Annotated in this window: 5 protein-coding genes; 1 reads left to right on the top strand and 4 read right to left on the bottom strand. The window is 42.8% G+C overall.

Annotated features, from left to right (window positions below; translation table 11 throughout):
- Positions 1–57 precede the first annotated feature (57 nt).
- The 4 genes from E2K93_RS16005 to E2K93_RS15990 form a co-directional block, all read right to left on the bottom strand.
- Complete coding sequence (locus E2K93_RS16005) at positions 58–2,937, bottom strand: sigma 54-interacting transcriptional regulator (protein WP_135440050.1); 2,880 nt, start codon at positions 2,935–2,937, stop codon at positions 58–60.
- Positions 2,937–4,727, bottom strand: coding sequence for a putative bifunctional diguanylate cyclase/phosphodiesterase (locus tag E2K93_RS16000; RefSeq protein WP_228445370.1), 1,791 nt, complete (start codon positions 4,725–4,727; stop codon positions 2,937–2,939). The genes E2K93_RS16005 and E2K93_RS16000 overlap by 1 nt, the downstream gene beginning before the upstream one ends.
- Complete coding sequence (locus E2K93_RS15995) at positions 4,724–9,355, bottom strand: two-component regulator propeller domain-containing protein (RefSeq protein WP_135440049.1); 4,632 nt, start codon at positions 9,353–9,355, stop codon at positions 4,724–4,726. Before E2K93_RS15995 ends, E2K93_RS16000 begins: the two co-directional genes overlap by 4 nt.
- Before the next feature lie 157 nt (positions 9,356–9,512).
- Positions 9,513–11,432, bottom strand: coding sequence for a S8 family peptidase (locus E2K93_RS15990; RefSeq protein ID WP_189637800.1), 1,920 nt, complete (start codon positions 11,430–11,432; stop codon positions 9,513–9,515).
- A gap of 400 nt (positions 11,433–11,832) precedes the next feature.
- On the opposite strand from E2K93_RS15990, the gene E2K93_RS15985 reads away from it, so the two are divergent.
- Entirely contained in the window at positions 11,833–13,617 is a 1,785-nt protein-coding gene (locus E2K93_RS15985; RefSeq protein ID WP_135440047.1) for a Na/Pi cotransporter family protein, read from the top strand.
- Positions 13,618–13,639: the final 22 nt, after the last annotated feature.

Raw genomic sequence — 13,639 nt, 5'->3', positions numbered from 1 at the left:
AAAAACGCCAACACATATGTTGGCGTTTTTTTGTTTATCACCTATCGGCTTAATGCTTTAAGCCGCCAATCGATGCTTTAGCTTTCGAAATGTCGGTGCCGACATCGCCAATAATTGACACGCCCTATTGGCTGCCAAACCACTATCTAACGCCGCTTTAGCCAATAAACGTTGCATCAAATCCACTCTAGGCTCTGCCAATGGCATGCGCATAAGCGATTCAGAGATGTGATTAATCAACCCTAGCAACTTATAATCTTGTACCTCGGGCAATTGCTGAAGCTTTTGCCAACGACGTCTAAAAGTTGCCTCTGGCAGCAATAGAACATTCGCCGATTGCAACACAACCTGCTGGCACTGATTCATCGCGTATTGATACAGCGCGTATTCAAGATAGCTCGCTACCGGTGGCAGTTTTTGATACGGCAAGGTCACATCACTAATGGCAAAAACCAATTCCGTCAATGCTTGTTCAACACCTTGGTCAAACATAAAGGCTACAGTGTTTGGCGAATAGCTTGATACTGCTGAATGACTGGCAGATGGCGTGTTAAGCGGTGCTGGGCTATGCGGTACAGGGCTATGCGCTGCCAAGTTATGTGCGGTCGCCGGAGCATACGCCACATTGGATTGTGCTGCCTCGCCATGCATGGCATTGCTATTGGACGCACTCATATACGAAACACTAGGCAGTGCTACGCCAGCAATATCAGCCTGATTATTAGTAAAATGAGTGTTCTCGCGCTGAACAGACGACTGCGTGTGCTCAGGCTCAGTATCAATGACGTTTTCACCGCTATGGTATAAGCCAAGATGAGCGCAACCAAGTTGTTGCTCAGAACATAAAATTACCGCTCTGTGAATTAAGTTTTTCAATTCTCGTATATTACCCGGCCAAGGGTAATCTAATAATGCTTGTTTGGCATCGGCGGTGAAACCCGTAATGCCTTTATTGTACTCACGATTGTATACTTGCAAGTAAGACGATGCGATTAACAAAATATCGTCACTGCGCTGGCGCAGGGGAATATTTTTTAGGTTGAACACATCTAGGCGGTAATAAAGATCTTCTCTAAACAAACCTTGCTTAATTCGCTCTTTTAAATCGACATTAGTTGCCGCAACCAAACGCACATCGACGCGTTTAATATCACTTGAGCCGACTTGCGAATATTGTTTTTCCTGAACAAAACGCAGTAATTTAACTTGCATTTCCAGAGGTAATTCACCAATTTCATCCAAGAATAAGGTACCACCATCCGCCTTAGCGATCGCACCAGTAGAGGCCTTACTGGCGCCAGTAAACGCGCCTTTAACATGACCGAACAACTCACTTTCGACCAAATTTTCTACCACGGTACCGCAATCAAAAATAACAAAAGGTTGATCTTTTCGATCGGAAAAATGGTGCAAGCTCTTAGCCAACATCTCTTTACCAGTACCCGATTCACCCGTAATTAGGACTGTCGCATTGGTCGGTGCCACCAGTTGCAGCTCATCCATTAACTTATGCATCGACATCGAATTAAACCAAAAATTTGGTACATGGTTTTTATTTTGACTAACGACAGCGGTATCACTGTGACCTAGTTTGGTTAAGGTCATGGCAATAAAGTCTGCGATATGACACAACACATGATGGTCGCGCTTTTGAATACTCATACCGGAATGGTTTATCAATGACAAACAGCCTAATAGCCGCTCTTCATCATAGACACCAACGATTGATTGCGTGCCTGAGTTGGCCAATACCGAGGTAAACACTCGATAGTCTGAACTGGCATTTTCTACCGACGCCAAAAATTGCAGTTGTGTATCACTGATGGTTAACCCAGCATGCTCAACAGGTTGACCTTGTTGGTCTATGGCACACAACAACTTACTGGTGACGCCATTGCCGCTATCAACGATTTCATAATAACCACTTTGGTCGAGTTCAAAGCCATGACATAGGTGAGCTAGGGTACTTTCAATAAACTCTTCTTTACGGGCGTTATCACCTTGTTGGTTGATAATACTCCACTGCATCAACATCTTTTGATAATCGCCATCGGTGGTTTGCGATACTTTTCCGGAAATTTTATCCAGATTACCTATTTGCGTTAAGGTATTTTGATGCTGCCATTGGTTTAGTTGATTGCCACCGGTCTCCAAGGCATTCGATAACGAAAAGTTGGCATAATAAAACAATTCAATTGGCGAATAGCTGACTTCTTGGCTATTCAATGCCAAGCCGCAACTGAACGACAATGATTGATTCAATCCGGCAAAACGATGCTCATGCAATAACGTCTGCAAACGACTGCTCATGTTCAGCATTTGCTCTTCGTTGGTATCATAAAACATCAACATATAGATGGTACCGCCATAATGCGATGCTAAATCGCCAGGGCGAGCAAACTTTCGTAAAAAGTCACCTATGCCATACAAAACCTTGTCACCGATTTCACGGCCATATTCAATATTAACTTGGTTGAAGTTATCTGGGCTTAATAACAAGATTCCCGATACACTTTTGTTTTCATCACCAATATGATTCGCCAATCCCATAGGTAAATGATCAAGGCGAGTCAGTTGTCTAAGAAATAAAACCGCACCGCGTTCCATATCATCGTAATGCATAGGCGCAATAATACCGTCGAGCAAAACACTGGCATTATTCGCACACTGTACCGCGATGGGTTGCAATTTAGTTAAGGTATCAACTTTAATCGCGGCGTCGATAAACTGCTCGGCGTGGCGAGAACTTAAATCTTCACGCATACGAATCAATGTCGGCCATGGTTGACCGATAATGTCGACACCCACCGGCGCTAAAAGTGATAATGCCGATTGATTGGCAGTAACGATTTGACCACGACTGTCGAGATAAACCTGTACCTCACCAATAGCAGAAACCGCTTGTTGTAATAATTGTTGTTGGCAATCAATGGTCATTACGCCTGCCCCTCAGTAACCCAGCCACAATAATCATGTGACAACAAGGCTTCAAATTCAGTGGCGTTAACCGCTGCGCCAAATAAAAAGCCCTGTACCATTGTCACACCATGTTGCTCTAGTACGTGCAACTGAGCATCGTTTTCAACGCCTTCGGCAATCACATCTAGGTTAAGTGCGTTAGCCAAAGCAATGATTGCCTGAACAATGGCTTTATCATCTTCTGATGTGGCGAGATCAATAATAAATGAGCGATCAATTTTTACCGTATCGATAGGAAAGCGCTTTAAGTAACTAAGCGATGAATAGCCGGTACCAAAGTCATCAATGGCAATATCAACGCCAAGATCTTTGATCTGTTGTAATCGGCTGATGTTGTCTTTGACGTCATTCATGATGGCGCTTTCGGTCAGTTCCAGCTGCAATGATTTACGATTAATTTGGGTGTGTTGTAACACCTTTTCTAAATGGCTAAGCAAAGTGCCACGGCGAAACTGAATGCTTGAGACATTAACGGAGACTTTTAAGTCATGATACCCCTGCTTTTGCCACAAACTGGCTTGCATACAGGCATTTTCTAATACCCACTCGCCAATCGCGGCGATAAGGCCTGTTTCTTCGGCAATAGGGATAAATTTAGCCGGTGATACATAGCCAAACTCTTCACTGCGCCAACGAACTAATGCTTCAGCGCCGACGATATTACCGGCTTTGCTGCACACTTGTGGCTGATAGAATACTTCCAGTTCATTATTATCAACCGCTTTACGCAATGCCTGTTCCATTTGCAAGCGTTCGGCAGCCAAATGGTTGAGAGAGCTGCTGTAATATTTAAAACAACTTCGCCCTTCTTGTTTGGCATGATACATAGCAACATCAGCATTTTTCATCAAATTGGTTACACTAATGGCGTCATCCGGAAATACCGATACGCCAATGCTTGGCGTCACTAAAACTTCGTATTGCTCAATCATCAAAGGTTTAGACACCGCATCGATGATATCTTGCGCCACCACATTGATGTCATCCAAGGTATCGATGTTATCCAAAAATACCGTAAATTCATCACCACCTAAACGGGCCACTTGTGACACCTGAGGTTTCAAGCTACTTGGCGATACGCCGTGATAACTTGCCAGAGTTTGATCAAGTATTTTGGCAACTTTTTTAAGGACTTTGTCACCAAAATTATGGCCTAAGGTATCGTTGATTCGCTTGAACTGATCAAGATCGATAAACAGTACGCCAAGCCTTTGTTTATTGGTTTGCGCTGACTCGATCAAATGATGAAGCTTGTCGTAAAAACTTTGTCTGTTGGGTAACCCGGTTAAGCTGTCGTAATAGGCAAGATAATGCAAGTGCTCTTTTGAGTGTCTAAGCTCGTTTACCGCCTGTTGTGAACGCAACATATAGCGAACACGATGGCCTATCATTGGCCAGCGAATCGGCTTAGGTAAAAAGTCGGTTGCGCCAATATCATAGGCACGGCGAATAGACTGATAATCATCTGCACCGGTGATCATTAAGATAGGAATATCTTTACCTTTAGGGTGCTGTCGAATGCGCTCACAAACTTTATGGCCACTTAAACCAGGCATTTCAACATCAAGTAGTACGATATCAATTTCATGTTCTATAAATGCCGCAATGGCACGTTCGCCGTCGCACGCATCAATCACGTAAAAACCTTCTGCCTCTAACGTATCTCGCATTAACATCAGATAGGTTGGATCGTCATCACAGACCAGTACTTTATACCCGTTATAATCTTTTAATTCATCTTCGCTCATACAACTTCTCTGGCTATTTCATCAAGTACAAGATTGGTTTCGCCGTATACATCTTGCAACTGCTGGCTATAGCGTAAACAAGTGTCAATATTTCCTTGGCTGGCATTTCGCTCAATTTGCGCACAATAGTCAGCAAGCTTTTTGCCACCGACATTAGCGCTCAGTGATTTCATGGCGTGAGCGGTTTTTCGTACCTGTTCGCTATCATTACTTTCAAGTGCTTGTTCAAGCGCTTGGTATTTATGAGCGAACTCCTCTTTAAATGTTTTATAGACTTTGGCATAAATTGGCTTGCCGGTCATCTTTTCTATGTCTTTTATGGCATCAACCGCGCTTTTATCAATCAGATTGTCGGTTGTTTGCAATGGCTTTTGTGGCGCCGAAGATGACTGACGTTCGTTATTGCAGTCTTCAATCGTTCCTTGGTCTGCGTTATCTTGCCCCTGAGCATGGCTACCTTCTATATGGTAGGCCTCGATAAACTCATCGATTTCAGCATCGTCAACTTTAAGGTGTGCCAAAAATTGATTTAACACCGTCAATATTTGATTGATGGTAAACGGTTTATAGGTGTGTGAATTCATACCCGCATCGATACATTTTTGTTCATACCCCAAACCAACCCCTGCGGTTAGCGCGACAATCGGCACCGCCTCAAGGTTCATATAACTTTGCCACTTGCGTATGGCTCGGGTTGCTTCAAAGCCATCCATGACCGGCATTTGGCAGTCCATCAGTAAAAGGTCATATTGGGTTGTCTTAACCATCTCTAACGCTACCTGACCATTTTCGGCAATATCAACCTCACAGCCAAACATATGCAGCATACTGGTGGCGACTTCTTGGTTTGTGCGCACATCCTCAACAAGCAAAATTCGAGCTCTAAACTCATCGACGTTGGCAAAGGCATCAACAAAACCGTCTTTTTCCTCACGAATGGTGCCACTTAGACAGTCATGCAACACTTCTATGGTTACTTGCTTTCTTAGCGGTTTTTCTAAATGGAAACCATGATCCTTGACCTTACCATCCGCTGAGGTACTGGTTAACAACACCACGTGTTTACGTTTGGCAAAAAAGTGCTTAACCGCTGGGTTTTCCAATAATGGGCTATCAATGATGTATAAATCGGCATCATTCAGCGGTTGTTGAGATACAAAGTCTAAAGGCTTATCAATCGTATCAGCATCAATGCCTAATCGATGCAGGGTATTGATGGTCATGCGACGCACAATTTGCGAATCACTGAGCACGACAACATGAGAATCAAAACTTTGTGACTGACACTGCTCATGCTGCTCAGCTCTTACCAAAGGTAAGTTAATGGTGAACACTGAGCCTTTGTTAGGTATCGATACCACATCAATATTGCCGTTCATGACTTCCAGCAATCGCTTGATGATCGCCAAGCCTAAACCTGTGCCACCATATCGACGGGTAGTCGAGCTGTCTTCTTGGCGAAACGCTTTAAAAATCTTATTTTGATTGGCTTTGGCAATCCCTATGCCTGTGTCCGACACACTGATGACAATATGGTCACCTTTTACAGAGCAGCTTATTTCAATATGACCCTGCTCGGTAAACTTAACGGCATTGCCAAGCAAGTTGGCGATAATTTGGCGAATGCGTAACGCGTCGCCGACAACCCATACCGGCGCATGAGGGTCAATAGTTACCGCCAATTCAACGCCTTTGTCATGAACGCGATTGGCGAATAAAAACGCCGTTTCTTCGACCAGCTCATGTAAGTTGAAGGGTTGTTTTTCCAATTCAATTTGATCGGCTTCCATCTTTGAAAAATCGAGAATATCATTGATCAAATCAAGCAACATTTGACTGGCTTTTTGCACAGACAGCGCGTAGCGATTTTGAGTTCGATTTAAGCCTGTTTTCAGTAATAAATCACTCATACCGATGATCGAGTTCATCGGTGTACGTATCTCATGACTCATGGTAGCTAAGAAATTAGACTTGGTTTGTGCTGCTCGTTCTGCGGTATCTTTAGCTTTATTGGTTTCAATAACCGCGACTTCCAAGGCAACGTTTGCCTGTTGCAATTCTGCGGTCCGTTCCGCCACGTCTTTTTCCAATTGCGCTTGATAGGCTAGTTGATCGCGACGACGTTGCTTACTGCGCATCACCAAGCTTGCGATTAAAAGTAATGTTGCTAAGGCATAAAATGCATAGGCATACCAGCTGTACCACCATGGTGGATTTACCTTAATAGGTAAACTCAGCTCCTGTTTGCTCCATACACCATCGTTGTTTGAACCGCGCACTCGGAAGATGTAATCACCATCCGGTAAATTGGTAAACGTAATACGATTATTGTTGTCAGAATCAACCCATTCATTACGCAAGCCTTGCATCATGTATTGAAATTGATTGTCTTCTGGCTTGGTGTAATCCAAGGACGCAAATTCAAATTCTAAAAAGGCATCAGAATGTTTCAGTTCAAGCACTTCATTATGATTGAATACTTTTTCAATTGGCATTTCAGTACCAAAAATACTGAACCGCGTTAACCGTAACGGTGCCTGATAATTATTAATTGGGATCTGATCAGGCATAAAGGCATTAAAACCATTAGAACCACCAAAGAACACCCTGCCTGTAGCAGATTTAAAATAAGCACCACTGTTAAAGTCTTCGCCTTGCAAACCATGCGTGGTATTAAAGCTGTTCACTTTTAACGTCTTAGCGTTAATGCGCGATAAGCCTCGCGTATGACTGACCCAAACATAGCCGTCATCGTCTTCTACCATGCCATAGGTGAACAAACTAGGCAGACCATGTTGCAAACCAATTAATTCAAAGTGCATGTTACCTTTGGCGAAGTTATCTTTGCGAATACGTGCCAAACCGGCATCTTGGGTAGCCACCCAAATATACTTTTCGGTATTTAATAAACTAACAATTTTATTGGTTGGCAATGAATATGGTTGTTGTTGATGATGACTAAAGTAATTTACTTTGCCACTTTTAATGTTGTAAGTATTGACGCCACCACTGCGTGTCGCTATCCATAAATGACTCGCTCCATCGTAGATAACATCGAGTACCCTATCACTTGAAATGGAATCTTTATTGTTCTCATCGCTTTCGATATGAGTGATCTTGCCGTTTGCATCAATAATATTGAGACCGCCACCAAAGGTTGCAGCAACGATATTGCCGCTTGGTAATTCGATGATTTTTGAAATGGCGTTACTGCTTAAATGATGCTCTTTGGTTTGGTCATTGGTAAACAGTTGAAATGTTGATTCTCCGCTGCGACGCAGATGCAGGCCCTGACGAAATGTGCCTACCCATAAATTGTCATTTGAATCGACCAATAAACTTAACACCCGCTCATCTTGCAAGGCGCCTTCTGTACCCGGGCTCGCTTTAATCACTTCGGTTTTGGTGTTATCTGAGTCAAAAACATTTAAGCCGCCGCCCCAGGTGCCAACATACAAGTTGCCGGCTGCGTCTTCAGCAAATGAGGCAATGACATCCGACGAAATATTATCGTTCATTCCCTTACGAACATGAGGAAACTTGGCCAAACTTGCGTTCCAACGACTTAAACCGCTTTGTGTACCAACCCACATAACGCCACCGTCGTCTTGGAATAACGTTTTGACCCTATCATCTATTAAACTGGTGGGCCTTGCATCGCTATGGCGGTGAGCGATAAAGCTATCGGTTTCACTTTGGTATTGGCATAAGCCACTATCGGTAGCAAACCACAGAATATTATTTTTATCCTGATATATGTCATGTACGCTATCGTGACATAAAGTGCCCGATTGCTCTGATGAGATATAACGCTTTTGTACGCCACCGATAGGATCGAACGTAAATACCCCTTTATCGCCAGTGGCGATCCAAAGAATATTGGAATTATCTTCATAAATGGTTTTTATTTTGTTGCTGGGTATCGAAATTTGCGTCGATGTAGAAAATGTAACAAAGGAGTCTTCTCCAGGTTTTAATAAATTAAGACCATTAACCGTTGTTCCTACCCAAAAATTATTCGCAGAATCAAATTGAAGATCGGCTATCGCATTGCCACTAAGATGGGATTTACCATCAAGTTCGTTAAAATGTTTAACATCTGAGCCATTATCAATAAACGCAATAATACCTTGGTTACGACTGCCAAAATATAAGTTACCGTTAGCGTCTTCTGCGGCCACATCAAAATCACTTGGAATGATATCTTTGTATTGCGCTGAATCACTTAGATTACGAAAGCCATCAATCTCAGGTAGATATAAACTAATACCACCATCACCTAATACCCAGATCCGCTCTTCTGAATCAACAAATACGTCCTTAACCCAATTACTTGCAAGGGATTTTGGATCACGAGGGTTATGGTTATAAGCTTTAGAAGAGATACCATCAAAGCGGTTTAAACCATTTTGGTTACCAATCCAGATATAGCCCATTTTATCTTGAGCAATGGCATTAACCGATTGTTGTGATAAGCGTTTGCTGTCTTTTAAGTTGGTAAATTGAATCTCATGGTTGGAATATCGATACGACGACGCGAATAACTGCGCACTAACTAGTGCCAGAAAAATACAACAAAAAGAAGCGCTTAATTTGCGCATCGTAAAAGATAGTTTGGTTTTATACATCGATTAAACCCAGTTTATTTTTATAATTTTTGGGAGTACTGCTTTATCACATTAAAACACTTGCGCAATCCGTTGTCACGTCTATGTTTTGACTATATTTATCGCGAATTTTAATACCGATAAAAAAGGCACCTGAGGTGCCTTTTTTATTTTTCGTTTATTCGACAAACCAAGTATTGGTTATGGCCGCATTTTCAATCCTTTGCTGTGACCAGATATTGTCTGCACCTATTTCATCATCTGGCCATAAATGTCCATTAGTGAAGAACTTACCGTCTAGTTTTAAATACCCGTAGGCGGTAATGGTGTCGTTCGGCCATAAATAGTAGGTAGCGCCGATTTCATCATCTGGCCATAAATGACCTGTTGCACCGATTTCATCGTCTGGCCATAAATGACCATTAGCACCGATTTCATCGTCTGGCCATAAGTGACCATCAGCACCGATTTCATCGTCTGGCCATAAGTGACCATCAGCACCAATTTCATCATCTGGCCATAAGTGACCATCAGCGCCAATTTCATCGTCTGGCCATAAGTGACCCGCTGCGCCAATTTCATCGTCTGGCCATAAGTGGCCATCAGCACCGATTTCATCGTCAGGCCACAAGTGACCACTGGCGTAGGTGCCATCCCAGCTGTATTCTTTATTACCGACTAGGTAAAACTTGCCTTCTTGTAAATTGTAACGTGCTGGACCAACGTAATGTTGATACTTAGTTTGTGCGGTTAGCGTTTGTTCAATGTTCATGCCACGATTGGCACAGCCAACAGCATCAGAATTCACGGCACGTTCTGCATTTACAAAACCGGCACCTTGTTGGAACACACTGTAGGTATATTCATCCGTTTCAGAATTAGCGCCTGCAATAGCAGACGATAACAGGCGGCATTTGACATCATCCGGGGAGAGGGTTGGGTCTTCTTGTAACAACAGGGCAACAATTCCCGAGGTAACCGCTGTTGACTGAGAAGTACCAGATAGTGCCATGTATTTGCCGCCTGTATCGGCTTCTGGGAAATTTCGGTATATATAACTATTTTCTGTCATTAATCCTTGGATTTTGCTACCCGGTGCAATTAATTCAGGTTTAATAAATCCTTCGACCGTTGGGCCAGCACTTGAGAACGATGACAAGATGTCATCACCAAGGAAATAAGGCGTACCATTGTCTGAGCTAGCACCAATGGTAATAACATAAGGGTTATTGCCTGGCACACCAATACTCATCGCATCTGACCCTTTGTTACCTGCAGAAGCAAGCACGGTAATGCCCTTGCTCCAGGCTAAAGTAACGGCCTGATTAATAGGATCGTCCCAATAAAAAGACTGCGGATTAGCCGAGAACGACAGATTAAGAACCTTGATATTATGCTGGTCTTTATGGGAGATAACATAATCAAGGGCCTTTAAGATCTCGGTGTAAGTTGAGCTGCCATCTTCATAGAAAGCTTTTACAACCAACAAATCCGCATCAGGAGCAACACCATTATAGAAAGCCATTTGGTTTCCATTTCTGTCATAACTATATGAACTGTTACCAATGATACTTGCCACGTGGGTACCGTGACCATTTTCATCGTGCTTTATATCTGTACCACCTAAGACATTATGCAGCACTAAATTACGTTTATGACCTGTGGTATCTTGTTTGATACTTTTCATATGACGCACGCCTGTATCGATGATGGCAACACCAACACCTTTACCGGTTATGCCATTTTGATGCAACTGACTGGCGCCAGTTAGGGTCGATACATAGGTATTTCTATCGTTAGCGAATGCTTCTGCCGCAGCAACGTCCTGCTCATTAGCCATGCTCAATTGCACTTTATCGTCATTGAACAAACGAATCATAGGATGAGCGTTTCGCACCTCATTCACTTGAGCATCGGTCATTAATGCAGAGATTGCTTGGATGACAGTGTACTTGTGCAGTACTTCACCACCGACTGACTCTACAGCATTAACCAGTGTCGGCTTACTTGCTCCTTGCACAATATACGAAAAACGCTCTTCCGCATGTTGGTGACCGACGTATAGGAGAGCTGCCGTTAATACGAGCAGCGAGGTCATTAGCGCAGACCTTAAAACGGATTTTTCTAAAAATTTGAACGATTTCATGCCCTGTCCATAATTTTTTATTATTGTATTCTTTACAATGCGAGAAGCGTGCCAAACTTTAAAATAACCAATACAGACAACAAGTTATGGGGCTTAGTGCAATAAACGCACAATCACAGCAAAACCAAAACCAAAACCTAACGAGCAAAAGTGACGAAAACAAACGACGAACCAGAAAGAAATGACGAGCACCAGTAAAAGACAAACAAATGACGTTAAAAAATGACGAGCACGATTAACTATAATTGCAACAGCTTTATCAAAGTTGTTGATTAGCTAAAGAAAAAACCTCTGATACACTTAGTAAATACACACGGTAGTAAATGTGTTTCAATCATTTTGGTGCCGCCCTATGTTTAAAAAAATTCTAATATTTACCATTCTGTTAGTCCTAGCCTATGGTTTTTGGATCAGCCCAGATTTTAAAGAGATAGCTGCTGGTGTGGCGATTTTCTTATTTGGCATGATATCTCTTGAAGAAGGCTTTAATACGTTTACCGGCGGTACGCTGGAACGGATTTTAAAAAAATCCACAGACAAGCAATGGAAGAGTGTTGGCTTTGGTATCGCCACAACCACGATTATGCAATCGAGCTCTCTTGTCTCGGTTATTACCATTTCCTTTTTAAGTGCAGGACTGCTTGGTCTGGCCGCCGGCATTGGTATTATTTTTGGCGCCAACATAGGTACCACCACGGGAGCTTGGTTGGTTGCCGGACTTGGTCTTAAAGTTAAGATATCCGCCTATGCTATGCCCATGCTTGTTTTTGGTGTGGTGTTATTACTGCAAAAACAAAAGAACTTAAAAGGCTTTGGTTTTATTCTTGCCGGGCTTGGTTTTTTGTTTCTCGGCATCTCCTATATGAAATCCGGTTTTGAAGCCTTTAAAGACACCATTGACCTAGCGCAATTTGCCATGGAAGGATTCGCCGGCTTGATGTTGTTCTCTTTAATCGGTATCGCGGCAACGGTGATCATGCAATCAAGTCATGCCACCATGGTGTTGATCATCACCGCGTTGGCTGCGGGGCAAATCACTTATGAAAACTCTCTTGCGTTAGCCATAGGTGCGAATGTCGGCACCACCGTCACCGCCGTAGTCGGCGCAATGAGCGCAGCCATTCCCGGGAAACGGCTGGCTGCAGCCCACTTGATCTTTAATATGGTTACGGGCTTAGTTGCGATAATCTTTTTGCAACAGTTTTTAGTGGCAGTCAACTACTCTAGTGAGGTTTTAGGCATTGCCAACGACGATTACACTCTAAAACTGGCGGTATTTCATACCCTATTTAATACCGCAGGGGTGGTCATCATGTGGCCATTCGTCAATAAAATGGTCAGTTTTTTAGAAAACATATTTAAAGAACCAACGGTGGAAGGCAAAGGCGCCATTCATTTACATAATATTTCTGTCGACTTCCCTGAAACCGCAGTCGAAGCGGTGCGCAAGGAAACCGCCCATATGTACCAATTATCGACCAATGTATTGTGTGAGGGGCTGAGTTTAAATCGAGAAGAAGTGCTGTCAGACAAAGATCTTGAATTGGTTGTAAAAAATAGCCGAACCGTAACGGATCTTGATATTGATGGTCTCTATGAAACTGAAATAAAAGGCATTTACTCTGAGATAATTAAGTTTATTTCCAAGGCATCGTTTACCTGGGAAGTTGAGCAATCGTCATCGATTCATTGGTTACGATCGGCAACGCAAAACATTGTCGAGTCGGTAAAAGCGATGAAACACCTGCGTAAAAATATGTCTCAAGCGATTGTGCACAGCAATAAAGACTTACAAGAGCAGTATGACTTGATGCGGCTGATGATCGCTCGCATCATTCGCGAACTTGACGGTGTACGCGTCATGATACGGGTAGAAAATGACGATCAAAAAGCATTGATGATGATTCAAGATTTAAAACAGGAAATACAAGGCATAGATCAAAAGTTTTATCGTCATATCACCACCCTATTACAGGATAAAAAAATCACCGCACATATGGCGACATCCTTGATGAATGACGGCAACTACACACTCACCATAGCCAGCGACATTATCTCTATGGCAGAGACCTTGTATGCGGTTTACAACGAGCAAAAAGAACAGGTTAAACGTGAGATCATATTAAATGAAGAATAGCGGTTAGATATTTTAACGCATA

Source organism: Thalassotalea sp. HSM 43 (assembly GCF_004752005.1).
GTDB lineage: Bacteria > Pseudomonadota > Gammaproteobacteria > Enterobacterales > Alteromonadaceae > Thalassotalea_A.
This window is presented reverse-complemented; position numbering and strand designations above follow the sequence as displayed.

Bases quoted from the DNA above. Each gene is read 5' to 3' on its own strand.
- E2K93_RS16005 (WP_135440050.1), bottom strand. From the start codon at position 2,937: ATGACCATTGATTGCCAACAACAATTATTACAACAAGCGGTTTCTGCT.
- E2K93_RS16000 (WP_228445370.1), bottom strand. From the start codon at position 4,727: ATGAGCGAAGATGAATTAAAAGATTATAACGGGTATAAAGTACTGGTC.
- E2K93_RS15995 (WP_135440049.1), bottom strand. From the start codon at position 9,355: ATGTATAAAACCAAACTATCTTTTACGATGCGCAAATTAAGCGCTTCT.
- E2K93_RS15990 (WP_189637800.1), bottom strand. From the start codon at position 11,432: ATGACCTCGCTGCTCGTATTAACGGCAGCTCTCCTATACGTCGGTCAC.
- E2K93_RS15985 (WP_135440047.1), top strand. From the start codon at position 11,833: ATGTTTAAAAAAATTCTAATATTTACCATTCTGTTAGTCCTAGCCTAT.